This is a genomic window from Micromonospora sp. NPDC023956 (genome assembly GCF_040639195.1).
Lineage (GTDB): Bacteria > Actinomycetota > Actinomycetes > Mycobacteriales > Micromonosporaceae > Micromonospora.
In genome coordinates this window covers 169,112-192,452 of sequence record NZ_JBEZZN010000011.1, presented here as the reverse complement: position 1 = coordinate 192,452, position 23,341 = coordinate 169,112, and the positions used below count along the sequence as shown (strand labels likewise).

22 protein-coding genes are annotated in these 23,341 nt (G+C 73.8%); 5 read left to right on the top strand and 17 right to left on the bottom strand.

Annotation, left to right across the window (positions count from 1 at the left end; all coding sequences use genetic code 11):
- Positions 1-5: 5 nt before the first annotated feature.
- The 3 genes from AB0F58_RS21715 to AB0F58_RS21705 all read right to left on the bottom strand — a co-directional run bounded on the left by AB0F58_RS21715 (position 6) and on the right by AB0F58_RS21705 (position 3,811).
- The gene (locus tag AB0F58_RS21715; RefSeq protein ID WP_357145676.1) at positions 6-698 is read right to left on the bottom strand and encodes a hypothetical protein; all 693 of its coding nucleotides are present in this window, start codon (positions 696-698) and stop codon (positions 6-8) included.
- A gap of 12 nt (positions 699-710) precedes the next feature.
- Positions 711-2,420 (bottom strand): DUF4012 domain-containing protein, encoded by a 1,710-nt coding sequence (locus AB0F58_RS21710; RefSeq protein ID WP_357145673.1) that lies wholly within the window; start codon positions 2,418-2,420, stop codon positions 711-713.
- A gap of 182 nt (positions 2,421-2,602) precedes the next feature.
- Positions 2,603-3,811, bottom strand: a complete 1,209-nt coding sequence (locus tag AB0F58_RS21705; protein ID WP_357145671.1) for a glycosyltransferase family 4 protein — start codon at positions 3,809-3,811, stop codon at positions 2,603-2,605.
- Positions 3,812-3,955: 144 nt separating this feature from the next.
- Between AB0F58_RS21705 and AB0F58_RS21700 the strand changes: the two genes are divergently transcribed.
- A complete protein-coding gene (locus AB0F58_RS21700) occupies positions 3,956-4,507 on the top strand; it encodes a low molecular weight phosphatase family protein (RefSeq protein ID WP_357145668.1) in 552 nt (183 codons plus the stop codon).
- Here the strand turns inward: AB0F58_RS21700 and AB0F58_RS21695 are convergent.
- Complete coding sequence (locus AB0F58_RS21695; RefSeq protein WP_357145665.1) at positions 4,488-5,936, bottom strand: polysaccharide biosynthesis tyrosine autokinase; 1,449 nt, start codon at positions 5,934-5,936, stop codon at positions 4,488-4,490. The two genes, AB0F58_RS21700 and AB0F58_RS21695, sit on opposite strands and share 20 nt — an antisense overlap.
- Before the next feature lie 238 nt (positions 5,937-6,174).
- Between AB0F58_RS21695 and AB0F58_RS21690 the strand changes: the two genes are divergently transcribed.
- Positions 6,175-8,025 carry a polysaccharide biosynthesis protein gene (locus tag AB0F58_RS21690; RefSeq protein ID WP_357145662.1) on the top strand — a complete coding sequence of 617 codons (1,851 nt, stop codon included), beginning with the start codon at positions 6,175-6,177 and terminating at the stop codon, positions 8,023-8,025.
- A gap of 146 nt (positions 8,026-8,171) precedes the next feature.
- The gene (nhaA, locus tag AB0F58_RS21685) at positions 8,172-9,494 is read left to right on the top strand and encodes a Na+/H+ antiporter NhaA (RefSeq protein ID WP_357145659.1); all 1,323 of its coding nucleotides are present in this window, start codon (positions 8,172-8,174) and stop codon (positions 9,492-9,494) included.
- Between the two features lie 105 nt (positions 9,495-9,599).
- Here nhaA and AB0F58_RS21680 read toward each other — a convergent pair whose 3' ends face one another.
- From AB0F58_RS21680 to AB0F58_RS21670, 3 genes are all read right to left on the bottom strand, one after another.
- Entirely contained in the window at positions 9,600-9,887 is a 288-nt protein-coding gene (locus tag AB0F58_RS21680; RefSeq protein ID WP_357145656.1) for a hypothetical protein, read from the bottom strand.
- A complete protein-coding gene (locus AB0F58_RS21675; protein WP_357145653.1) occupies positions 9,884-10,249 on the bottom strand; it encodes a DUF1622 domain-containing protein in 366 nt (121 codons plus the stop codon). The genes AB0F58_RS21680 and AB0F58_RS21675 overlap by 4 nt, the downstream gene beginning before the upstream one ends.
- A gap of 108 nt (positions 10,250-10,357) precedes the next feature.
- Complete coding sequence (locus tag AB0F58_RS21670; protein ID WP_357145650.1) at positions 10,358-11,149, bottom strand: SigB/SigF/SigG family RNA polymerase sigma factor; 792 nt, start codon at positions 11,147-11,149, stop codon at positions 10,358-10,360.
- A 430-nt stretch (positions 11,150-11,579) separates the two neighbouring features.
- On the opposite strand from AB0F58_RS21670, the gene AB0F58_RS21665 reads away from it, so the two are divergent.
- The gene (locus tag AB0F58_RS21665; RefSeq protein WP_357145648.1) at positions 11,580-11,999 is read left to right on the top strand and encodes a lipopolysaccharide assembly protein LapA domain-containing protein; all 420 of its coding nucleotides are present in this window, start codon (positions 11,580-11,582) and stop codon (positions 11,997-11,999) included.
- A gap of 3 nt (positions 12,000-12,002) precedes the next feature.
- Positions 12,003-12,530 carry a DUF5994 family protein gene (locus tag AB0F58_RS21660; RefSeq protein WP_357145645.1) on the top strand — a complete coding sequence of 176 codons (528 nt, stop codon included), beginning with the start codon at positions 12,003-12,005 and terminating at the stop codon, positions 12,528-12,530.
- Positions 12,531-12,660: 130 nt separating this feature from the next.
- On the opposite strand, the gene AB0F58_RS21655 is transcribed toward AB0F58_RS21660, so the two are convergent.
- From AB0F58_RS21655 to egtA, 10 genes are all read right to left on the bottom strand, one after another.
- Positions 12,661-14,154: a glycoside hydrolase family 130 protein gene (locus AB0F58_RS21655; protein WP_357145642.1), complete on the bottom strand. Its 1,494-nt coding sequence runs from the start codon at positions 14,152-14,154 to the stop codon at positions 12,661-12,663.
- Entirely contained in the window at positions 14,151-15,206 is a 1,056-nt protein-coding gene (locus AB0F58_RS21650) for a glycosyltransferase (protein WP_357145798.1), read from the bottom strand. Before AB0F58_RS21650 ends, AB0F58_RS21655 begins: the two co-directional genes overlap by 4 nt.
- 5 nt (positions 15,207-15,211) lie before the next feature.
- Positions 15,212-16,336: a glycosyltransferase gene (locus AB0F58_RS21645; RefSeq protein WP_357145639.1), complete on the bottom strand. Its 1,125-nt coding sequence runs from the start codon at positions 16,334-16,336 to the stop codon at positions 15,212-15,214.
- A 173-nt stretch (positions 16,337-16,509) separates the two neighbouring features.
- Positions 16,510-17,523, bottom strand: coding sequence for a glycosyltransferase family 4 protein (locus AB0F58_RS21640; RefSeq protein WP_357145636.1), 1,014 nt, complete (start codon positions 17,521-17,523; stop codon positions 16,510-16,512).
- The gene (locus tag AB0F58_RS21635) at positions 17,520-17,693 is read right to left on the bottom strand and encodes a hypothetical protein (RefSeq protein WP_357145633.1); all 174 of its coding nucleotides are present in this window, start codon (positions 17,691-17,693) and stop codon (positions 17,520-17,522) included. Before AB0F58_RS21635 ends, AB0F58_RS21640 begins: the two co-directional genes overlap by 4 nt.
- 447 nt (positions 17,694-18,140) lie before the next feature.
- Complete coding sequence (locus tag AB0F58_RS21630) at positions 18,141-18,728, bottom strand: TMEM165/GDT1 family protein (protein ID WP_357145631.1); 588 nt, start codon at positions 18,726-18,728, stop codon at positions 18,141-18,143.
- Between the two features lie 223 nt (positions 18,729-18,951).
- A complete protein-coding gene (egtD, locus tag AB0F58_RS21625; protein WP_357145628.1) occupies positions 18,952-19,917 on the bottom strand; it encodes an L-histidine N(alpha)-methyltransferase in 966 nt (321 codons plus the stop codon).
- A 41-nt stretch (positions 19,918-19,958) separates the two neighbouring features.
- Entirely contained in the window at positions 19,959-20,705 is a 747-nt protein-coding gene (egtC, locus tag AB0F58_RS21620) for an ergothioneine biosynthesis protein EgtC (protein WP_357145625.1), read from the bottom strand.
- Positions 20,706-20,745: 40 nt separating this feature from the next.
- A complete protein-coding gene (gene egtB / locus AB0F58_RS21615; protein ID WP_357145621.1) occupies positions 20,746-22,068 on the bottom strand; it encodes an ergothioneine biosynthesis protein EgtB in 1,323 nt (440 codons plus the stop codon).
- Positions 22,065-23,303 carry an ergothioneine biosynthesis glutamate--cysteine ligase EgtA gene (gene egtA, locus AB0F58_RS21610; RefSeq protein WP_357145618.1) on the bottom strand — a complete coding sequence of 413 codons (1,239 nt, stop codon included), beginning with the start codon at positions 23,301-23,303 and terminating at the stop codon, positions 22,065-22,067. The genes egtB and egtA overlap by 4 nt, the downstream gene beginning before the upstream one ends.
- Positions 23,304-23,341: the final 38 nt, after the last annotated feature.

The following is a 23,341-nucleotide window of genomic DNA, read 5'->3' as shown; positions in this document are numbered from 1 at the left end:
ACGCCTCAGCTCGCGGCGCCCGTACCGACGCGGTTGCGCCGCCGCAGCGCGAACGTCGTCAGCAGCAGTGCCGCGCCGACACCGACCAGACCTCCGCCGACCTTGAGCGGGGTCTCCAGGCTGCTGCCGGTCACCGGCAGCGGGTCCTTGCCGCCGTGGTGCGGCTTCAACACGGTCAGGACCGCGCTGGCGGTACGACCGGAGGTCAGACCCCGTGCCGTGATGGTGATCTTCCCCGGGTGGCGCGGACGGAAGGCGAACTCGAAGAAGCCGTCCACGTCGGCGCGGATCCAGAACACCTGCCGCGCCCCGTGGTGCGAACCGTCCCACGGGCCCTTGCCCGGCACGTGCTCGGGCGGGTTCTCCCCGCCGGGCTGCGGCTGCTCCTCGCGGTGGAACGCCACCGGAGCCAGCGCCACGGTGCTGCCGTCGCTGCGCCGGGCGTCCTGTCCGGGCACCCCGGCGGCCAGCGGACCGGTGGTGATGGTGATCTCCACGAGTTCGCGGGAGCCGAAGCCCCGGCCGGTCACCGTGGCGATCTCGCCGACGTCCACGGTGCTCGGCGAGACGGTCAGGGTCGGTGCCGGCGGCTGGTAGGGCGGCGGCTGCGGCTGGGACAGTGCCGCCCCCGCGGCGGTCGGGGTGGCCGCCACGGCCAGACCGACCGCGATGGTCGTGATGATGCGGGATAGCCGCATGATGGGTCCTTCCTACTGGTCACAGGGTGACGCGGTTTGGATGTGGGTGTTCCAGGGAGTGGCGGTGGGGGTGAGCCGCAACGCGGCCCCACCGGTTCCGCTCCGGTCGGTCAGCAGCACGACCTCGAGGTCCCGGGTCTCCCCGGGTCCGATGTCGACGGTGGCGACGGAGACCTGACGGCGGCGCTCGGTCCCGCTGCCGAGCGACGTCTCGACGCCGTCCAGCCGGGCCCGCACCACCGATCCGCCCGCCGGGCTGAACACGTAGACCAGGGTCCGGACGACGTACGGGTCGCCCGGCCGGTTGACGCCCAGCACCGACGGCGTGAGCCCGGACCTCGGCGCGGTGGAGCGCAGCGACATCCTCAACCGGAGTTCGCGCCGACCGTCGGGCCGGCACGTGCCGACCGTCAACTCCGCGCTCGGTCTCAGGTAGTAGCCGAGCTTCGTGCCGCTGCCGTCGTTGAGGAAGACGCCGACCGTCGACTCGGGCTCACGGTCCGGAAGCACCCCGGTCAGCCGGCTGTCGCCGAGTGACCGCTGTTCCTCCGGGTGCGCACTCCAGAACAATATCCGGCTTTCCGTAATAGACCGGTTGAATGCCGACAAAACCGCCTTCGGGGCGACGGGCCTGCTGAGGAGGGTCTCGAACACGGCTGCCGCCGAGCTGGCGAAGAACTCGTCCTGGCGACGCAGGTCGAGCGTGAGATAGCTCTCCGACAGCAGGGACCGGACCACGTTGTCCCGGGTCAGCCGGCCGAAGTTGGGCACCTCGACCGGGCCGGTGGCGGCCAGCAGGTAGGACAGCGCGACCGGATCGGTGGCCAGGACGCCGTCGACGGCATCGCCGCTACGACGGCGGTACATCTCGTGGTAGAGCGCGGCGGCGGTCGGGAAGTGCGGGGTCAGGTTCACGTCCGCCGGCCAGATGCCCGGCAGCTCGGTGTAGAGGCCCCGCATCTCCGGGCTGACCCCCGGCAGCGGCGGCAGGAAGTGGCCGAGCTGGCCCGCCGTGCCCTGCCGGACGAGTCGGACCCGTCCCCGCTCGGCCCGGACGACCGCGTAGGCGCCGAACATGCCACCGGTCGCGCGCAGCTCGGCGAGGTTCTGGGAGACCAGCAGGTAGTCCCGCCCCTCGGTGACGCCGAGCAGCGGGGGTAGCAGCGTGGCCCCCCGGCTGACCGCGTCGGTGACGCCGGCCAGGCGGTCGACCTCGCCGCGCAGGTCGGCCACGGCCGCACCGACCGGCCCGGCCAGGCCGCCGGCGGGCACCCGGGCCAGCCGGGTTCGGGCCTGCCGGACGACGCCGGCGGCAGCGGTCAGCTCCCGCTCCGCCGCGCGCAGACCGGCCAGGTCGAGCCGGCCCTGCCGGGGCAGGAGGAGGTCCAGGTCGACACCGAGCAGCCGGGGGAACGCCTGCCGGGCCAACTCGTCCACGGTGACCGCCACCTGGCGGACCGCCGTGAGGTCGTCGCCCGCGAGGGGCGCCCGCCGGCCCAACGCCCAGCCGGGATCGTCGGTCGCCCGCCGGGCGGCGGCGGCCCGCTCCTGGAGTGCCGCGAGGGTGTCCCGGCCGCCGTCGACGTCCCCGCCGACCACCTGCGCGCTCAGCTCACGCGCCAGATCGGCCGCCGCGAGCAGGTGGTTCCGGGCCTGCCAGGCCCGGAATCCGACCCAACCGCCGGCGACCAGGACCAGCGAGACGACCAACGCTCCGGCCACCGCCGCTCGGCGTAGTCGCCGACGCGCACGACCACGGCGCCACCACGGCGCTCCGCGAGTGGTCATCCGACCTCCAGGCAGGGGAGATGAAAAGCGCTTTCCCATCACTTCTTACCTGGTTTGGCGGGTTGGCGTCGCATTTCGTGCAATATTGGGGAAGATAGGCGGTTCGTGAATCGGCTTCAGCGCCGCGTGCGCCGGGCGGCGACGTCGTAGAGCATCCGTTCGATCCGGTCCACGCCCGCCCGCAGCGACATGTCCCGCTGGTACGCCTCCCGGCCCCGCTGGCCCATCCCGGTGCGCGCCTCGGCCCCGATGGCGGCGGCCAGCCAGAACCGGTCGGCCAGCGCCGCCCAGTCCTCCGGGGGACAGGACAGCCCCGCCCGAGCCCGCTCCACCATCGTCGCGGGATCACCGGCGGCGGCGGCGATGACCGGTGCGGCGCAGGAGAAGGCCGTGGGAAGCTCCACGGGCACCACCCCGCGCAGCTCGGGCAGGTCCCGCAGCGCCACCAGCTGGTAGTCGGCGGCCGCGTGCAGGTCGGCCAGCTGCGCGGGCGAGCGCGGTTCGACGAAGCGGACGTTGCGCACCCCCCAGTCGGCCACCAGCCCCCGCAGGCGTGGCTCGTCCACGCCGGAGCCGACGAGGAGCAGGTCCGTACGGTCCGGCACCGCGGCGGCCGCCCGGACGGCGGTCTCCAGCCGTTGCCGATCGCCGATCGGGCCCGTGTGCATCACCACGCAGCGCCCGGCACCGCCGACCAGACGGCGGGCGGCAGCGCTCGGCCGGACCGGCCGGAAGATCCGTTCGTCGGTCCAGGGCAGCACCAGCCGCACCCGGGACGGATCGGCACCGGCGGCGGTCACCAGCTCCCGCATGGACGGGGCGCTCACCGCGACCAGGTCGGCCTCCCGCAGGAGCCGGCGCAGGACCGTGGCGGTCCCCTCGCCGCCGGGTTCCCCGGCCAGTTCGGCACGCGGCGTGAGGTCCTGCACGTGCAGCAGGGCCGGCACCCCGGGCAGCGCCCGCCGCAGCGCCGCGGCGGCGAGGGTGACCGCCGGCGACTGGCACACGTGCAACGCGTCGATCCCGGCCAGGAACCGGCGTCCGGCCAGCGCGGCGGCGGCGGCGAAGGTGAGCTGACCGGCCAGCCGCGCCCGGGGGGAGACGTCGGCGGCGTAGCGCGGCACCCGCCGCACGGTCAGTCGTTCGCTGCGGGTCTCGTACCACCAGCGCTGCCGCCACCCCGGGTGGATCCGGCCGCCCGGGTGGTGCGGGAACCCGGTCAGCACCCGCACCTCGTGACCCCGGGCGGCCAACTCCTCGGCCAGGCTGCCGGGCAGGAACGCCGGTTCGGGCGGGAAGTGGTATGTCAGGACGCCGATCCGCACCGGGACACCTCCGTCCCGCCCGTCGGCGCGGCACCCGGGCGCACCGGGTGGCCCACCGCATACGATGCCGTCACCCCCTCACCCGATCGCCGGCCGCCACCCGACACCGCCGGCGCCAGGACGTGCCGTGAACGAGGGGCCACGATGACCGAGCAGGTGCTGTTCGTCTGCCACGCCAACCTGTGCCGGTCGCCGATGGCCGAGCACCTCGCCCGGCGGACGCTGGAGCGGTGGCCGGTGGCGGTGGCGAGCGCCGGTACCGAGGCCGTCACGGGGCGGCCGATCCATCCGTACGCGGCGGTCGTCACCGCCGCCCGGGGCGTGGACACCAGCGGATTCCGTAGCCGACGGTTGTCGGCCGACCACCTCACCGAGGCCACCCTGGTACTGACCGCCACGCGGCGGCAGCGCTCGTTCTGCGTCGGACTGGCCCCGGCGACGGTGCACCGGACGTTCACGCTGCGCCAGTTCGCCCGGCTCGCCGCGGCGGCCGACCCGCCGCCGAGGGCGACGGGTCGGCCGGTGCGGGCGGCGGTGGAGGCCGCCGCCCGGGCGAGGAGTCGACTGCAACCACTGCCGGACGCGGACGACCTGGTGGACCCGATCGGCGGAACCGCGGCCGACTTCCAGCGGTGCGCGGAGGAGATCGAGCGGTCGATGACGCCGATCGGGGTGCTCATCGCGGCAGCCGGGTGAGTTCCTGTGCGCCCTGACCGGCACCGGAACGCTTGCTCGCGCCGTGCCGGGAGCTGGCCCGGTCGGCCGGCACGTTCCGGCGGTCCGCAGCCAGCCGGTACGCCTCGTACTGGTACGCGTCGACCTTCGCCACCCGGGCCATGTTCAGCACGCAGCCGAGGGTGCGCACCGACACCGAGTGCAGCGCCTTCGCCGCCCGCGCGACCTGGTTGCGGGACGTACGGCCCTGCTGGCTGATCATCAGCGCGCCGTCGGCCTGCACGGCGACGACCACCCCGTCGGTGACCGCCAGGATCGGCGCGGTGTCGATGATGACGATGTCCGCCGACTCGCGCAGCGCCAGCAGCAGGTCCGCCATCGCCTTGGAGCCGAGCAGCTCGCTGGGGTTGGGCGGGTTCGAGCCGCTGGGGAGCACCAGCATCGACCGGTCCCCCCAGGGCTGCACCACGTCGCCGACCTCGACGTCACCGAGCAGCACGTCGGTGAGGCCGACGCCGCATTCCAGACCGAGGTAGTCGGCCACCCGGGGGCGACGCAGGTCCGCGTCGACCAGCAGGACCCGCCATCCCGCCTCGGCCAGGGTGATGGCCAGGTTGCAGGAGAGCGTGGTCTTCCCCTCCCCCTGGAGCGCGCTGGTGACGGCGATGATCCTGGCCGGCTCGTGCACGTCGACGAAGCGCAGGTTGGTCCGGAGTTTGCGGACCGCCTCGGCGCGGGCCGAGGTCGCCGCCTCGCCGACGATCAGGGGCTCGTTCCGGGCGACCGGGTCGAAGGGGATCTCGCCGAGCAGCGGGCTGCCGGAGGCACGCTGGAGGGTGTCGCCGTCGCGCAGCCTCGTGTCGATCAGGCCCCGCAGCACGGCCAGCCCGATGCCGGCGAGCAGCCCGAGCAGTCCGCCGAGCATCAGGTTGCGGTCCATGCGCGGAGAAACCGGATCGGTGCCGACCCGGGGACCGCTGACCACCTCCATCTTGATGGAGGAGTGCCCCTCCGGCGGGGTCTCGACCATCTTCACCAGTTCGGCGAACTTGACCGACACCGCCTCGGCGACCCGCAACGCCCGGACCCGGTCGGTGTCGGTGACGGTCGCCTCGATCAGCACCGTGCCGTTCTGGAGCTTGGCGTCCAGCCGGTCCTGCACCCACTCGGGGGCCAGGCGCAGCGCGGGGTCGGCGGCGACGGTGCGCGCGAGCCGCTCGCTGCGCAGCAGGTCGGCGTAGGACTTCACCCGCTGCTGGAGCCAGAGGTTGCCCTGGTAGGCGTCGGTGACGCCCTGGCTCGGCGTGGTGACGAAGAAGGTCACCGACGCGACGTATCGCGGCTCGGTTCGAACGGTGAACCAGCCGGCCAACCCGAGCGCGACCAGGACCGTGACCAGCAGGATCCACCACTGGCGACGGACGAGCTGGAGGTAGGTACGGAGATCCATCAGGAGCGCCCTCGCACCCCGACCAGAACATGGATGAGCTGCACGAAAATCCCCCAAACAGAATATAAGCCGTGACAGGATGAAGACCGCTCACCGGCCGCAGGAACCATCTCGCCGAATGTAGTCGATGAATCCCCGCAATCGGTCCCATTCCCCTCAATGGGCCACCGACCACTACTAACCGATCTTTGAGGCCATAAAGATGGACCACGCTTCTCCCCCTGAGCCGGAACGTCGGGTGCCGCACCGGGACTGGGTGACCCGGCGCACCGCGACCCTCTCCCTGATCACGTTCGATGTCCTGGCCTGGGTCGCCGGCTTCATGGCCGCCGCCTGGACCCGGTTCGAGTTCGACCTCACCACCCGGTACGCGGTGCTGGTGCTGGTCAGCGCACTGGTCTGCGCCTTGGTGCACACCGGGATCAGCCAGCTCTGGCTCACCGTCGGCGGGCGGCACCCGGTGGGCAGCGCCGACGAGGCGCGCTGCCTGGCGGCGACCGTCACGCTGGCCACCGCAGCGGTCCTGGCAGCCCTGCTGCCGATGGCCGTGCGCCCCGTGCCGGCGACCACCCCGCTGCTCGGGGGCGCCGTCGCCCTGCTGCTCATGGTCGCGGCGCGGGCCGGCTACCGGCATTACCGCGACCGCCGGGACCGGCCCGTCCGGTCGGCCAGCCGGACCCTCGTCTACGGTGTCGACGCGGCGAGCGAGCGGCTGGTCCGCGCCCTGCTCGGCGACCCGCGCAGCCGTTACCTGCCGGTCGGGCTGCTCGACGACGACCCCGACCGCCGGCCGCTGCGCCTGCACGGTCTGCGGGTGCTCGGCGGCCGGGCCGACATCCAACAGGTCGTCCGCCGTACCCGCGCCACCACCGTGATCTTCTCGATGGCCGGCACCGACGCCGACCTGCTGCGCGACGTACGCAGCCGGACGCTGGAGACCGGGGCCGCGTTCAAGGTGCTGCCGCCGGTGCGGGAGCTGCTGGAACGGCCGGTCGCGGTGACCGACGTACGGGATCTGCAACTCACCGACCTGCTCGGCCGGGCGCACCGGGCCGCCGAGCTGACCGTCGAGGGCAGTGGCCTGGCCGGGCGACGGGTGCTGGTCACCGGCGCCGGCGGGTCCATCGGCTCCGAACTCTGCCGGCAGATCGCCCGGTACGGGCCGGAAGAGCTGATGATGCTCGACCGTGACGAGTCCGCGCTGCACGCGCTCCAGCTGTCCCTGTACGGGCGGGCCCTGCTCGACGGGCCGGAGCTGATCCTGGCCGACATCCGCGACGCCGAGGGCATCGCCCGGATCGTGGCCGACCGCCGGCCGGACGTGGTGTTCCACGCCGCCGCCCTGAAGCACCTGACCCTGCTGCAACGGCACCCCGGCGAGGCGGTCAAGACCAACGTCATCGGCACCCTCAACGTGCTGGAGGCGTGCCGGGACGTGGCGCGGTTCGTCAACATCTCCACCGACAAGGCGGCCCGCCCGACGAGCGTGCTCGGCTACTCCAAGCGGGTGACGGAACGGCTCACCGCGCACCACGCCCGGCACCTGGGGACGGCGTTCCTGAGCGTCCGGTTCGGCAACGTGCTCAGCAGCCGGGGTTCCGTGCTCAACGCGTTCCGCGCCCAGATCGAAGCCGGTCAGCCGATCACGGTGACCCACCCGGACGTGACCCGGTACTTCATGACCGTGCAGGAGGCGGTGCACCTGGTCCTGCAGGCCGCGAGGATCGGTCGGGGCGGCGAGGCGCTCGTGCTGGACATGGGGGAACCGGTCCGGATCGCCGACGTGGCACGCCGGCTCGCCGCGGAGGCCCCGCACCCGACCGAGATCGTCTTCACCGGGTTGCGGCCCGGCGAGAAGTTGCACGAGGACCTCTTCGGCCCCGACGAGGCCGACACCCGTCCGCTGCACCCGCTCGTGTCGCACGTGCCGGTGCCGGCGCTCGCGCCGGAGGAGTTGCACACCCTGGACCCGTATGCGGACCCGGAGGAACTGGTGAAGCGGCTCGGCGCGCTCTGCGCACCGGACCCGGTCGGACGGGAGCCTTCCGCCGCGCGGGTGGGTCCGCGTCCCCGCGCCCTGCCCGGGTGAGCCGCCCGCCGACGCCCACGGTGAGCAGCGTCCCAGTGTCTCCGGTCGCCGGTTCCGGCCCCGATCGGTAAGGTCGGAGCCGGTGTGCCGGGAAGTCTGGTCGGCGATGGCCCTGCCGACCCCGGACCCCGAGACGAGTCACGCCGATGAGCCACCGCGTCCCCCCGCACCCGGACGACGAACGCCGCCTCTTCACCCGTAGTTCCTCCTGGCCGGAAGCCCGTTTCCTCGGCAACGTCCTGCGCACCGAGACGGTGGGCGGCGGCCTGCTGCTGTTCGGTGCGGTCCTCGCCCTGATCTGGGCGAACTCCCCCTGGTCGGACTCCTACGCCGCGCTCGGCACGTGGGTGCCCTGGTCCGGCGGGAAGGCCCTGCACCTCGACCTGAGCCTGGCCACCTGGGCGGCCGACGGCCTGCTCGCCGTCTTCTTCTTCGTGGTCGGTCTGGAACTCAAACGGGAGTTCGTCGCCGGTGAGCTGCGCGACCCCCGGCGGGCCGCGCTGCCGGTGGTGGCCGCCGTGGGCGGCATGCTGGTGCCGGCCCTGTGCTACGTCGGGGTCATACTGGTCACCGGCACCGACGGGCTCCGTGGCTGGGCCATCCCGGTGGCCACCGACATCGCGTTCGCCCTGGCCGTCCTGGCGGTCATCGGCTCCCACCTGCCCCAGGGGCTACGGGCGTTCCTGCTCACCCTGGCGGTGGTCGACGACCTCCTCGCGATCGTCGTCATCGCGATCTTCTACACCTCCGGCTTCAGCCCGCTGCCGCTGCTCGCGGCGCTGCTGCCGATCGGCGCGTTCGCCCTGCTGGTCCAGCGGCGCAGGACCTGGTGGTGGGCGCTCGTCCCGCTCGCGGTGGCCGCCTGGGCGCTGGTGCACGCCTCCGGGGTACACGCCACCATCGCCGGGGTGCTGCTCGGCTTCACCGTCCCGGTGCTCGGCGGGGGCACCGGCCCCGGCCTGGCCGAACACCTGGAGCACCGCTGGCGGCCGGTCTCGGCGGGCTTCGCGGTGCCGGTGTTCGCGTTCTTCGCCGCCGGCGTCTCGCTGCGCGGTACCGACCTGGGCGGCCTGCTCACCGATCCGATCGTGATCGGCATCGCGGCCGGGCTCGTGTTCGGCAAGACGATCGGGGTGTTCGGTTCGACCTGGCTGATGGCCCGGTTCACCCGCGCCGAACTCGACAGCGAGTTGAGCTGGTCCGACCTGCTCGGCGTCGCGTGCCTGGCCGGCATCGGCTTCACCGTGTCGCTGCTCATCGGCGAGCTGGCGTTCGGCGCGGGCACCGCCGCCGAGGACAAGGTCAAGACCGGCGTGCTGGCCGGCTCCCTGATCGCGGCCGTGATGGCCTCGGTGCTGCTGGTCCGGCGCAACTCGGTCTACCGGCGCATCGACGAACGGGACCGGCGGGACGACGACCGCGACGGCGTCCCGGACGTCTACCAGCAACGACCGGCCTCCTCGAACTGACCGGACGCCGCTCGTCCCGCCCGACCGGTGCCGGCACCGCTCGCGGGCCGCGACCGGCTTCCCGGGGCCGTACGGCCGTGCCCGACACCGGGACGCACGGCCCCGTCAGCGCCGGCCGGCCCGGATCGGGGCGTGCCGCTCGTCCGGTGCCCGGTCGGCGGTCGTCGCGGAGGCGACCAGAGCCACCCAGAGCAGGCGGCGCAACGCCACGACCGCCGCCGCGCCGGCGAGGGCGCCCCAGCCGGGCGCCCCGCTGAGACGCAGCAGCCCGGCGGCGGTCAGCAGGTCGAGCAGGACCCGCAGGGCGGTACGCCACGAGCCGGAGGTCAGCAGCACCGTCACGGCGCAGACCGACGCTGCCGCGCCGAGCGCGGTGACCGCGAGGCGGATCACCGTGCGGTCCGGCCGGCGGGACCGACCTGCTGCTGCTCCTGGTCGATCTCCCGGCGCAGGAAGTAGTTCAACGCGGTCCGGATGGCGGCGATCGCCGCGAGCTGCCCGATCTGGGGGAACGTCGGGGAGACCGCCGTGCGCAGGATGTCGGCCGCGAGCTGGAACTCCAGCCCCAGGGTGAGGAACCGCCCCAGGGAGAGGCGGATCGGGGTGAACACGGCGGCGCTGCGGTGCCGCACTCCCTCGACCACGAACCGCACCGCCGCCCAACCCGCGCCGACGAAGATGACCACCGCCCCGGCGACCTCCACCAGGGCGACCAGCACCTGGTCGCCCACGCGCAGGATCTCTTCCGGGCTCACCGGCCACCGTTACCCGCCGTCGGGCCCGGTAGTCGCCGCCGGCCCTGACCCGACCGGCGGCCCGCCCGACCTCCGGCACCGGGGCGACACCGTCCGGAGGGCCGACGGTCAGCTGGGCATTCTCGCCCGGAGCCGAGCCAGGGACCGGGTCAGCAGCCGCGAGACGTGCATCTGCGACAACCCGACCTCGTCGGCGATGCGTTCCTGGGTCATGTGGCCGTGGAACCGCATGGCGAGGATCCGACGTTCGCGCTGCGGCAGGGCAGCGACGAGCAGGGACAGCGCGAGACGGTCGTCGACCCTGGCGAACCCGGGGTCGACCGTCCCGATGCGGTCCAGTTCCCGGAGGTCGTCGGCACCGTCGCGCGGCGCGTCCAGGGACACCAGACGGTAGGCCTGCGCGGCGGTGACGGCGGTCAGGATGTCGTCGATGCCCACCTCCAGGTGGTCGGCGAGTTCCCCGGCGCTCGGGTGGTGGCCGTACCGCTGGGTCAGCTCGCCCGTCGCGGCGCGAACGCTGCTGTTCAACTCCTGGATCCGGCGGGGTGCCCGGATCGCCCAGGTGGCATCGCGGAAGTGTCTGCGGAGGGCGCCGAGGATGGTCGGGACCGCGTAGCTGGAGAACGGTGACCCTCGACCCGCGTCGAACCCGTCGACGGCTCTGACCAGGGCGAGAGCCGCGACCTGCGCCAGGTCGTCGTAGGGCTCGCCGCGGCCGGTGTACCGGCGGGCGAGTCGGTTGGCCAGCGGCAGACGGTCTTCGATGATCCGGGCTCGCAGTTCCGCGCGGCGGGGGTCGTCGCTGTTCAGCGCGGCAAGCTGGTGCAGCAACTGTTCACGGGGACCCGATACGTCCGGCAGCAGCGCAAGACGGGGAGGGGTCGGGAGGGGGATGGTCATCGTTGGTCGCCCCTTTACGGGCTGGCGGCGGCGGGACTGACAGCCACCGGGGGCCCGGGCGACAGGATCACCGTACGCCCTGCGGCGGGACAATGCGTTCCGCGAACGGCGAACGTGCCGGCGGCACCGCCCTGAGTCGGCGGTCAGCCGACTGCCCTGGCGCCCGGCCGGCAGCCGGGGGCGTACGATGGGGGTAGTCGCTCGGGACCCCGGTGGCCGACAGTCCGCCGACGGCGGGCGCGCCCCACCAATCGAGGTCCCCCTTCCGGCCCAGCCCACGCAGCACGCCAACCGGTCACGGCACCGGTTGCTCGTCGCAGCACCTCCGGAGCACGACGCCACGTCAACCGCCCGTCAGCGGCTCATGCCTGCGCTGGCTTCCCCCGGCAAGCAGGCATGTCAACCGCACTGTGGAAGGTGGCGGTTCGTGATGACCGCTTCACAGGACCATCGTCGCCCGGCCCCCCTGGTCAACGGCCACCGCGGCCCCGAGACGGTTTCCCGGCACCTGTCCGGTCGACCAGAGGCGAAGCGTTCCCGCCTGGGCGGCCTCTGGGTCGCCGCCGTGCTGTTCGCGTTCGTGTTGCTGCTGCTCCTGATCTTCGTGCTGCAGAACGGGCAACGCGCCAGCGTGTCGTTCCTGGGCGCGCACGGTCACCTGCCGCTCGGCGTCGCCCTGCTGCTGGCCGCGGTCTTCGGCATCCTGCTCGTCGCCCTTCCCGGCACCGCTCGCATCGTCCAACTCCGGATGCTGAACCGCCGTCCCGCCGCCCGGTCCGGTCCGGACCCCGTCGCCCCCACTGCGGACGCCGCCCACGTCACCCCGCACACCCGACGCCAGGAGAGGTGAGCCATGCCCGGCACCGCGCTCGCTCCGTCATCGCTTTCGCAGACCCGACTGGTCCTCGCTCCCACCAGGGACCGCTCGGTCCTCGACGGCGGGTGGTGGCCGCGTTCCTGGGAGCCGGCCGTCGAACTCCCCGGCCTCGTCCGCGCCCTGTCCGAACAGTACGGCCGCATCCGGCACCTCATGCTGAACATCCACACCTGGGACAGCCGGATCCATCGGTTGACCGTCGGCGCGGACACCGTCCGGATCGGCTGGTTCGACTCCCTGGACCCCGCGCTGCTGGTGGCCACCACCGCCAGCGACGGCCAGGTCGACCTGCTCGTCGTACCGCCCGCCACGGCACCTGCGACAGCCGAGCGGGCCCTGGCCGCCGCCGCCGACCCGGCCGACCTCCGGCACGCACCGGACCTCCTCGCCGCCAGACCGCCCCGGCCGGAGGGCGCACCGGCGACCGGCTCCCCGGCGTACGCGGTGTGGGACAACGAGGGCGGCCGTGCCCCTGGTCGGAATCGCGGTAGGACCGACCGTTGATCCCGTGCCGCCGTGCCGCGGCCCGACGAGCCGGCGCACCGGTTACCTGTGGGGCGGCGCGGCGATCGCGGTCACCCCGTGCCCTGCCGCCGAGCCGCCGGGGACGGGGGCACGGTGGTGCACCCGACGGCTACGCCCGCCCTTCGCCTCCCGGTGCTGCGGGCTCGACCATCGCCGAGAGGAGCGCGGCCACCGGCACGGTGGCGAATCCGACCCGGGTGTCGCCGGCCCCGTACGGCAGCCACAGCTCACCGGCGTGGACGAGGCCACCGCAGGAGTAGACGACGTTCGGCACGTACCCGTCGCGCTCGGCCGGGTCGGGTGCCAGGAGCACGCCGGGGAGTTCCGCGAGGACCTTCTCCGGGTGGTGCAGGTCGAGCAGGATGGCGCCGATGGCGTAACGGCGCATCGGACCGACGCCGTGGGTGAGCACGAGCCACCCGGCGTCGGTTTCGACGGGTGAGCCGCAGTTGCCGACCTGGATCAGTTCCCAACCACGGTGGGGGGCGTGCAGGGGGACCGGTGTCTGCCACCGGTTGCCCTCGTCCCGACAGGTCAGACCGATGGTCTCACCGTCGGCGCGGCACAGGGCGAGGTGGCGGCCGTCGACGGTGCGCGGGAACAGCGCGACGCCCTTGTTGCGGACGCCCGGACCGCGCATCGGGGTGATCTCGAAGCGACGCAGGTCCCGGCTGGCCAACGCGCGGGTGGCCACGAACCGACCGTCGTAGGCGGTGTAGGTGGCCCGGTACACCGGCCCGGAGTCGTCGACGAACCTGACGAACCGGGCGTCCTCCATACCGTTGCTCTCCGCCGGGTTGACCGGCCACAGGACCCGTTCGTGCAGCCGGCTGCCGGCGGGAAACGCCACGGCGTAGCTGGCGGCGTTGGTACGGCGCAGGTGTTCGACGGTGCCGGAGGCGGTGCTGCGGGAGAGCAGGTCGGGCGGCAGGCCGGCGATGATCCGTTCGAAGGTGGCCTCGTCGTACCGTTGAGGCAGGGCGTCCAGCACGGTGGCGGAGACCTCGTTGTCGCAGTCGTCCTCGGTCAGTCCGGCGGCGAGCAGGTCCCGGCGGTACCGTACGGCGGTCCGCTGCCCGACGACCAGCGGGCCGGACCGACCGGTGACGGCGAGGCGGCGGCCCGGTCCGAGCACGGCGCTGGCGAACCCGATCGACGACAGGTGGCCCTCGCCGATCTGACGCAGACTGATCGCGACCCGCAGTTGGCCCGGTTCCAGATCGGCCTGGTCGGGGTGGACCACCATCGACGGGTTGCACAGCGCGGCGGCCTCGACGGCGTACTCGTGACTGAAATAGGCACCGACCAGCAGACGGGTGGTGGGGGCATGGTCGCCCGGCCGGGCGGCCCGGTGCCGGACCAGGTCGTAGTGGTGGTGGAAGGTCTCGGCGAGATCCCGGTGCCGGTCGCCGAAGCGGCGGAAGGTGTCCCGCAGCAACCGGCCGGTCTCCTCCTCGTCGAGACGGGCGACGCGGTCGACGAGCGCCTGGGCGCGGGTGCGGGCCACGGCGGCGTCCTCGCCGGGTACGAAGAGCTTGACGACGACCCGTCGTGGGTCCGGGCTGAGCGTGAGGTCGTGCCGGACGGCCAGGTTCCCGGTCACGACCACCGCCGGGCGTGTTGCAGGGTGGAGATCAGCGCGAGGGTCGACTCGGCGCCCTGGTTGAGGTTGGGCCCGTGCGGGGTCAGACCGTCGTAGCCGCCGCCGGTGGCCGGATCCCACATCGGCATGCCGACGTCGTTGTCGCCGAGGAACCAGCCGACGGCCTGCCGCACCCCGGCGTTCCAGGCGGGGTCACCGGTGACGGTGGCCGCCGTGGCACAGGCGTCGGCGAAGGCGGCGACCTCGATCGGTTGCTGGTCGTGGCGCAGCCGCACCGCACCACGTTCCCACCCGCCGGCCGGGACGACCGACAGCCGCCCGTCGTGCAGTTGGACGTCCCGCAGCCAGGCCAGCATCCGCAGGCCGCCGTCGAGCAGCGGACCGTCGTGGCGCAGTTGGCTGGCGGCGATGACCACCTCGGCGAGGGCCGCGCTGGCGTAGGTCAGGCGCGGCGTCGGCCAGGGCCAGCGCGGGTCCGCCGACGGAGCGCCGATGGTGGCGGCCGCGTCGGCCAGCAGCGCGGCGGCGGCGGCATGGGTGGGGTGGCGGCGCAACACCTCGCGGGCACCGAGCCCGGCGAAGGCCATGGCGTGCGGGTACGGGCTGCGCCGCGCGGCACCCGCGCTGAAGGCGACCAGCGCCTCCTCCCGGATCCAGGCGGCGGGGCTCCGGGCGACGGCGGTGCCCAGGCCCCACAGCGCCCGCCCCCACCAGTCGCCGAGGCCGGCCTCGTCGGCCCAGCGCCGGTCGTAACCGAGCCGGTTGTGGAAGGCGCCCCGGGCATCCTGGGCGTGGGTCAGGAAGGCGAGATAGCACTCGGCGAGCCGGAGCAGCGCGTCGCTCGGCTCCGGTTCCCGGGTCGTGACCACCAGAGCGCGCGCGACGTCGTCGGTGCAGTAGCCGTGTTCCCGCCGGACGATGGCGCGCCGGGCGTGTTCGAACAGACCCGTGTCGTCGCTCAACCGGGCCAGGTGGGCGAAGCTCGGCGCGGGCACGACCGGGCGGCGGCCGGAGACCGGGCCACCTGTCGTCGTGGCGGGACGACCGACGATCGCGGTCACGCCGACGCCGCGCTGACCGCGAGCCCACGGGCGGCGGTGAGCCGTTCCGCGAGGGCGCCGTACCGGGCGGCCACCGCCGGCCACCGCAGCTCCCCGGCCACCGCTCGGACCCGGCCGACCGGACCGGGCTCGGCCAGGATCCGCCGGATCGCCGTGGCCAGCGCCGCCGGGTCGTGATGGGGTACGACCGATCCGAGCCCGCCGGTGAGCAGCTCGACGGCGTGCGGGAAGGGCGTGGCCACGACGGGGATCCCGGCGGCCACCGCCTCGACGAGAACGCCGGAGGTGACCTGCTCACGGGAGTCGTAGGGCAGCAGGACCACGTCGGCGGAGCGGATCAGCGCGCCGAGCGTGGCCGGGTCCTGGTAGACCGGCTGGTAGTCCACGGCACCTGCCACGCCCAACCGCGCACCGAGCCGGTGCAGGCCCTCCCGGTACGTCTCCCCCTGGTGCGCGATCACCTTCGGGTGGGTCCGACCCGCGACGGTGAAGGTGGGTGCCGGATCGAGGTCCTGCAACCGCGCGAGGGCCCGTAACGACCACTCGATGCCCTTGCCGGGGCCGAGCAGCCCCCAGGTGAGCAGGTGCGGACGGGTACGACGCGGGGCGGGCACGCCGACCTGCTCGGCGACGCCGTGCGGGATGACCGACACCTTCTCCGGTGCTGCGCGGTAACCGGCCAGCAGCCGGTCCCGCGCCGTGTCGGTCATCGTGACGACCGCCCCGGCCACGGCGACGACCTGCTCCAGCAGGGACTTCTGCCGGGGGCTGGGATTGCTCAGCACGGTGTGCAGGACCACGATGCTCGGCACGGTGAGCCGGCGCAGCAGCGGCAGGACGTCCTGGCCGTCGGGGCCGGGGTAGATGCCGTACTCGTGCTGCACGACCACCACGTCGAAGGCGTTCAGGGCTGCGGCGGCCCCCCGCCAGCCCGCCGGGGTGTCCGTCGCCCAGGTGTGCACGACTCCGGACGGGACGGACTGTTCCTCGCCGCTGTCGGCGACCCGGACGACGCCGCCGCGCGTACCGCCGCCGATCAGGTGGGTGGCCAGCGCGGCGTTGAAGGTGGCCAGTCCGCACCGGGTCGGCGGGTGGGTGCTGAGGAAACCGTAGCTGAGCATGTATGGGACCTTCCGGTTGTCGGCCGCCGCCCCGGGAACAGGGCGCGCCTCACGCGGGTGTCGGCGCACGTCGGCCAGCGTGTGTGGCCCACGGCGCGGGAGTTCGTGGCGGGCCGCCCCCGGGGCGGGGCGGCGACGGACGGACATCGGGCGGAGTCGGTGCCGCCGGTGGGTCAGCGCCGTGGGCCGTCGACGAGGTCGTCGTAGACGGCGAGGTAGTCGGTGACCATCCGGTCCGCGCCGAAGCGCCGACGGGCCCGGTCCCGGCAGCCGGCCCGGTCGATCTCCCCGATCCCGGCGACGGCGTCGACGGCCTGCTCGACGGTGTGCACCAGCGACCCGGTCACCCCCTCGTCGACGACCTCCGGCATGGATCCGCGCGCGTACGCCACCACCGGCGTGCCGCACGCCATCGACTCCACCACCGACAGGCCGAACGGCTCGTCGAAGGTGATCGGATGCAGCAGGGCCGCGCTGGCCCCCAGGATCTCCGCGCGTCGTCGAGGGCCCACCGACCCGAGGAAGAGGACCCGTTCGCCGTCGATGTGCGGCGCCACCAGTTCCCGGAAGTACCGTTCGTCCTGCACGATGCCGCAGATGGTCAGCGGGCGGCCGGCGAGCCGGGCGATCTCGATGGCGGTGTGGATGCCCTTGTCCGGGTGTATCCGGCCGAAGGCGACCAGCCCGGGGCCGGCCTCCGGGGTGAACGGCAGCCCGGTGACGTCCACCCCGTGATGCACGGTGGCGACGTAGTCGAGCCCGACGATCCGGTCGGCGTCCGAGATCGAGACGTAGGACGAACGGGCCTTCGCGTACGCGGGCAGGATGCCGGTGCCGGAGAAGCCGTGGATTGTGGTGAGCAACGGAGCACGGCAGTGTTCGGCGAAGGCGAGCGGCAGCCAGTCGAGATGGTTGTGCACCAGGTCGAACTCGGCCGAGCGGGCGAACGCGTGCGAGACGTGCATCGCCTCCCACACCCGCCCGTCCATCGACGGATCGTCGGCGTATCCCTGCGGGCAGACGCCGTCGAGGGTGGCGGAGGTGACCGAGTCCAACGTCGCGAAGAGGGTCACGTCCACGCCGCGCGTGGTCAGTCCCTCGGCGAGCAGGCCCGTCACCTGTTCCCAGGGGCCGTAGTGGTGCGGAGGGGTCCGCCAGGCGACCGGCCCGAGCAGGGCCACCCTCACGGAGACGATGTCTCGGCGAGGTCGGCGGGATCGAGATGCAGCGTCTTGAGCAGCCCGGTGTGCTTGTCGGACTCCACCCAGTCCGGGAGTTCGAACTCGACCCAGTCGGCTCTGATGTGCTGGCCGCGCTCGCGTAGCGCCTCGGTGATCCGGTGCTTGGCGATCCTCATCGTCTGTCTCCTCGTGAAGCCGTGGGTGCGACGTTTCCGGTGACCTGCGAACACCCGCCGGCCAGCGGGGCGACGCGGAAGCACCTGGAACTCCGTGGGCGACAGGCCGGCACGACGGTGGTCCGTCGATGCGAACAGCGGTGCGGCGGTCGCCGGCGAACATCGGAATCGCAGGAGCGGAGGCTGGCGTCGTGCCGTGGGCGGGGCCGAACGCCCGTCAGGCGCCGAGGGCGACGGAACTGGCGGGGCCACCGGGGACCCGGGCGACATGGCAACCGTACGCCTGATCCGGCGGAAGGGCACTTCGTCTTCCGCCCGCCGATGCGCCGTGGTCACGTGCCGGGGCGCCGACCGGCAGCGGGAAGGCCACCTCCCGCTGCCGGGAGGTGGCCTTCGTACCGGGTGGAGCGAGCCGGCAGACCCGCCGGTGGGAGGGCGAGCGGACGGTCAGGTGAGCTGGCCCACCGCGTCGAGGATCAGCCAGAGACCGCAGATCGCGAAGAGGATCGCGGCGCCGTACTTGATGGTCTTCTCCGGGAGCCTGCGGCCGAGCATCCGGCCCACCACGATGGCGAGCGCGTCGGCGGCCACCATGCCGACGGTCGAGCCGACCCAGGTGCCGAACCAGCCGTACTGGGTGGCCAGGGTGATGGTGGCGAGCATGGTCTTGTCGCCCAGCTCGGCGAGGAAGAACGCCACGCCCACGGCGAGCACCGCCGACTTGGTGCTCCGCTCGGCCTTGCGCTTCTCCTCCTCGGTGAGGGTGTCCCCGCGCAACGTCCAGGCACCGAACCCGAGGAAGGCCAGACCGGCGACGAGCGAGATCCACCCGGTCGGCAGGGTCGCGCCGAGGCCGTAGCCGATGGCGACCGAGACGAGATGGACCACGGCGGTGGCGATGGTGATCCCGATCAGCACCGGGACCGTCCTGAACCGCGTGGCGAAAGTCAGCGCCATGAGCTGGGACTTGTCCCCCAGCTCGGCAACGAAGATCACGCCGAAGCTGACCGCCAGCGCGACGAGAAAGCCCTCCATGGGCGTCCTTCCGGATCAGGCCGGGAGGAGGAACGGGGCGCCCTCGACCCGGCTGTCTACAGCCTGGGTCGAAGGTCTCGCCCGCCCCGGTATGGGGCCGCGTGGCCGGATGCGGAACGCACCAGTGTGTCGACCACGACATTGGGGGCTACTCCCCTTCGCGGTGCCCAGCGTACCCGATCCCGGGCCGCCCCCAGCGGCGGGGCCGCCCGGGATCGGCGGGTCAGATCGCGCGGGCGAGGGTCAGCCCGAACAAGCCGTCCGGGTCGGTCCACAGCTCCTCGGCGGTGAAGCCGGCGGCGGCCAGCTCGGTGGCGACCCCCTCCGGCCGGAACTTCGCCGACACCTCGGTCCGGAGCTCCTCCCCCTCGGCGAAGTCGACGGTGAGGTCGAGCACCCGGACCCGCATCGCGCGCCGCGCCCGCAGGCGCATCTCGATCCACTCCTGTTCGGCGTCCCAGACGGCCACGTGCCGGAAGTCGTCGGGGACGAAGTCGGCGCCCAGCTCGCGGTTGATCACCCGGAGCACGTTGCGGTTGAACTCGGCGGTCACCCCGGCGGCGTCGTCGTAGGCGGGCACGATGAGCCCCGGGTCCTTGACCAGGTCGGTGCCGAGCAGCAGCCAGTCGCTGTTCTCCAGGGCCGCCCGCATCGCGGCCAGGAAGGTGGCCCGCTCGGCCGGCAGCAGGTTGCCGATGGTGCCGCCGAGGAAGGCCACCAGTCGTCGCCCACCGGTCGGCAGCCGGTCCAGATGGCGGGTGAAGTCCCCGACGATGCCCCGCACCCGCAGGTGGGGATAGTCGGCGGCGACGGCGGCGGTGGACTGGCGCAGCGCGCTCACCGACACGTCCAGCGGGACGAAGGTGCCCAGGCTGCCCCGGCCGCTCAGCGCGTCCAGCAGCAGCCGGGTCTTCTCCGACGAGCCGGAGCCCAGCTCGATCAGGGTCTTCGCCCCGGTCACCTCGGCGATCCGGGACGCGTGCCGCCGGAGCGCGGCCCGTTCCGCCCGGGTCGGGTAGTACTCCGGGAGCCGGGTGATCTCCTCGAACAGTTCGCTGCCCCGGGCGTCGTAGAACCACTTCGGCGGCAGCCACCTCGGATCGGCGGTCAGCCCGGCCCGGACGTCCTCCCGCAAACTCCGGTCGAGGTCACGCTCCTCCAGATGGATCTCCAGCGGTTCGGCGCTCATGGACTTCCCTTTCGTTCGCTGAACGTCGCGTTCGGCCGGCGCTACCCGCTGACGAGCGGGATGGTGCGCAGCCCGGCCGGGGTGGCCACCATCAGGTAGCCGTCGGGAACCGGCCGCCAGGCCGGGTGGTCGTCGTGGGGTTCGGAGGCGAGCAGCACCGCGTCGCCGTCCGCGCGGACCGACAGGGCGTGTCCGGCGGCGGTCGCCACGGCGGTACGGCCGTCGGTGAGCAGCAGGTTCAGCCGGGACCCGGGGGCGGCCACGGCGACCGCCCGGACGGTGTCGGCGACGGCGTCGGCCGGGTCCGCGCCGGCCCGCAGGCGGTGGCGGACCAGCGCCCAGACCAGCGCCGAGTCGGTCGGCGCGTCCAGGGTGAGCAGGTCACGCACCGGGAGGGCGGCGGCGAGCCCGGCCACCGAGTCGGGCCAGCCGCGCACCACGCCGTTGTGGCTGAACAGCCAGGTTCCCTCGGCGAACGGGGCGCAGGCCCCGCCGTGCACCGGCATGCCGACCGTCGCGGAGCGGACCGCGGCCAGCGCCGCCCCGGTGACCGTGGCGGCGGCCAGGCCGGGCAGCGCCGGGTCGCTCCAGATCGGTTGCGCGCTGCGGTAGCGGACGGGCTCGGCGCCGTGCGGGTACCAGCCGACGCCGAAGCCGTCGGCGTTGACCGTGCCGCCGCCGCGCATGTCCAGCGGTGCCCAGGACTGCCGGACCAGCGAGTGCGGCGGATCGAACAGCAGCGCTCGCAGCGACACCGGCGGTCCCAGGTACGCCAGGTGCCGGCACATCAGGCACCGCCGGACCGGTTCGGGCCGGCGGCGCGTCGGGTCACCGCTCCTCCGGCCGGGCGTCCCGGGCGCACCGGAAGCCGCTGAAGATCTGCCGGCGGACCGGGTAGTCCCAGTTACGGAAGGTGCCCCGGCAGGCCGCCCGGTCGGTGCCGAACGAGCCGCCGCGCAGCACCCGGTGGTCGTCGCCGAAGAAGACCTCGGAGTACTCCCGGTAGGGGAAGGCGGTGAAGCCCGGGTGGCCCCGGAAGGTGCTCGACGTCCACTCCCACACGTCCCCGATCAGCTGGTGCACCCCGAGCGGGGACGCCCCGGCCGGGTACGCGCCGACCGGCGCCGGCCACAGGTGCCGCTGGTCCAGGTTGGCGTGCGCGGCGGTGGGCTCGTCGTCGCCCCACGGGTAGCGGCGGGACCGGCCGGTCGCCGGATCCCAGCGGGCGGCCTTCTCCCACTCCGCCTCGGTGGGCAGCCGTCGGCCGGCCCAGGCGGCGAACGCCTCCGCCTCGTGGAAGCAGACGTGCACCACCGGCTCGTCGTCGCGGATCGCGGCCCACCGGCCGAACCGGCGGTACGCCCAGCCGGCACCGTCCCGCCGCCAGTGCATCGGGGCGGTGATCCCCTCGGCCTGCCGGTGCGCCCAGCCGGCCGGGCTCCACCAGCGGGGGTCGTCGTAGCCGCCGTCGGCGACGAACTCCCGGTACCGCCCGTTGGTCACCGGTGCGGCGTCGATGACGTACGCCGGCAGGTCGACGGTGTGGGCCGGACGTTCGTTGTCCAGCGCCCACAGGTCGGTGGAGGTGCCCATGGTGAAGGGGCCCGCCGGCACCAGCACCTCCCCGGTGACCCGGACGGCCGGCTCGGGCGGCGGGGGCGCGGCCAGCACCGGCGGGCCGTCGCGCAACTGGTGGGTGGCGAGCATCGTCTCGTCGTGCTGCTGCTCGTGCTGGACGATCATGCCGAAGGCGAAACCGTCGGCGACCAGCGGCCGGTCGGTGAAGGACACCCGCTCCAGCAGGTCGTGCACCTTGTCCCGGACGGTCGCCGCGTAGGCGCGGGCCTCCCGGGGCGGCAGCAGCGGCAGGGACGGCCGGTCCCGGCGGGGCTGCTTGAACGCGTCGTAGAGGTCGTCGATGTCCCGCCGGACCGGTTCCCGACCGCCCACGTCGCGGACCAACCAGAGCTCCTCCTGGTTGCCGACGTGCGCCAGGTCCCACACCAGCGGGGACATCAACGGGGAGTGCTGACGGGTCAGGTCGTCGTCGTCGACCGCGTCGGTCAGTCCGGCGGTGCGGGTCCGGGCGCGGGCCAGCTCGGCCGCGATTCGGTCGCGGAGGGTTTCCGCGTTCGACTGGGGTGATGTCACCGTGCGCTCCTCTCCGCGACGGCCCGGCGCCGCCGTACACCTCGGACGATCTCCTCGTACGTGCCCGCCGGCAGGTCGAAGCCGGGCAGGGCCGCCAGTGCCAGGTCGAACAGCTCGACCGCGGCGCGGGCGACCGGTGGATCGGCGAGTCCGTACCGGGCGGCCTGGTACCAGCGGCCGGCCGCCGCCGCGCCGCACGCCGCCGCCGCGGCGGCGGTGGTCGCCGGATCGCCGAACAGGGCCGCCAGCACCGCCACCGGAACCGCCCACTCCCGGCCGGGCTGGGAGTCCAGGTAGCGGAGCTCCAGGTACCCCCGGGGACGCACCGGTGGGAAGAGGGTGCTCAGGTGGTAGTCGAGGTCGTCGGTCGTGGGAGGCCGGGGCAGCGCCCCGTCGATCCAGTCGGCGAACGTGACGCCCGGTGGGACGGTCCAGTCCGGCCCGTCGGAGCGGACGCAGAGCAGCGGCGCGGCGAGCGCGTACCCGGTCCAGGCCGTCACCGGGTCGTGCTGCCCCTCGCCGGGCTGCCAGACCGGCCGGGTGCGGGTCGGGTCGATGGCGAGCCAGGCCGCCATCCGGGCCGACGCCCAACCGGTGAGCCGGCCGGCATGCCGGTCGGCGGTGGCGAAGGCGGCCAGCAGCGGCGGGCCGACGGCGTGCGCCGCCGTCCACCGGGTGACCAGGTCGCTCTCCTCCCCCGCGTCCAGGCAGACCTGGACACCGGCGGTGCTGAACATCATCGTCTGCCCGGCCGGGCCGCGCCGGTCGAAGGCACGGCGCATGGCGCGGTACCGGGGGGTGTCCACGACGGGGCGGGGTGCCCGGTGGGGATCGATGCCGCTGCGGCCCATGACCAGGCCGGCGGTGGCCAGCAGCCGGGCCAGCTCACCGACGTCCGCGTCGGTGTCGGCGAGCAGGGCCGCGAGCGAGGAGCCGGGTGCGGTGGAGAGTTCCACCTGCCCGCCGGGCTCCACGGTGACCGTACCGCCGTGGTGGAGCCGTTCGGCCGGGCTCTCGCTGGCCAGAGTGGTGGGGCTGTGCGGCCCCAGTGCCGCGCGCAGCCGGTCCCGGTCGACGGGACGGGCCGGGTCCGCGGCGTCGTGCACGGTCCATTCCAGCTCGACACCGGTGAGGCGCGGGGGGCCGGTCTTGAAGCAGATCCGGGCGATGTGACCGGCGGCAGCACCGGCCTCCCGCAGGATCGCCGAGCGGTCCAACTCCGGCGACGTCACCATGCGTGGTCCCTTCCCGAACCGGTCGTCGGCACCGGGAC

Excerpts from the sequence above, each read along its gene's own strand:
- AB0F58_RS21715 (WP_357145676.1), bottom strand. The coding sequence starts at position 698 with ATGCGGCTATCCCGCATCATCACGACCATCGCGGTCGGTCTGGCCGTG.
- AB0F58_RS21700 (WP_357145668.1), top strand. The coding sequence starts at position 3,956 with ATGACCGAGCAGGTGCTGTTCGTCTGCCACGCCAACCTGTGCCGGTCG.
- AB0F58_RS21695 (WP_357145665.1), bottom strand. The coding sequence starts at position 5,936 with ATGGATCTCCGTACCTACCTCCAGCTCGTCCGTCGCCAGTGGTGGATC.
- nhaA (WP_357145659.1), top strand. The coding sequence starts at position 8,172 with ATGAGCCACCGCGTCCCCCCGCACCCGGACGACGAACGCCGCCTCTTC.
- AB0F58_RS21670 (WP_357145650.1), bottom strand. The coding sequence starts at position 11,149 with ATGACCATCCCCCTCCCGACCCCTCCCCGTCTTGCGCTGCTGCCGGAC.
- AB0F58_RS21665 (WP_357145648.1), top strand. The coding sequence starts at position 11,580 with ATGACCGCTTCACAGGACCATCGTCGCCCGGCCCCCCTGGTCAACGGC.
- AB0F58_RS21660 (WP_357145645.1), top strand. The coding sequence starts at position 12,003 with ATGCCCGGCACCGCGCTCGCTCCGTCATCGCTTTCGCAGACCCGACTG.
- AB0F58_RS21645 (WP_357145639.1), bottom strand. The coding sequence starts at position 16,336 with ATGCTCAGCTACGGTTTCCTCAGCACCCACCCGCCGACCCGGTGCGGA.
- AB0F58_RS21635 (WP_357145633.1), bottom strand. The coding sequence starts at position 17,693 with ATGAGGATCGCCAAGCACCGGATCACCGAGGCGCTACGCGAGCGCGGC.
- AB0F58_RS21630 (WP_357145631.1), bottom strand. The coding sequence starts at position 18,728 with ATGGAGGGCTTTCTCGTCGCGCTGGCGGTCAGCTTCGGCGTGATCTTC.
- egtD (WP_357145628.1), bottom strand. The coding sequence starts at position 19,917 with ATGAGCGCCGAACCGCTGGAGATCCATCTGGAGGAGCGTGACCTCGAC.
- egtC (WP_357145625.1), bottom strand. The coding sequence starts at position 20,705 with ATGTGCCGGCACCTGGCGTACCTGGGACCGCCGGTGTCGCTGCGAGCG.
- egtA (WP_357145618.1), bottom strand. The coding sequence starts at position 23,303 with ATGGTGACGTCGCCGGAGTTGGACCGCTCGGCGATCCTGCGGGAGGCC.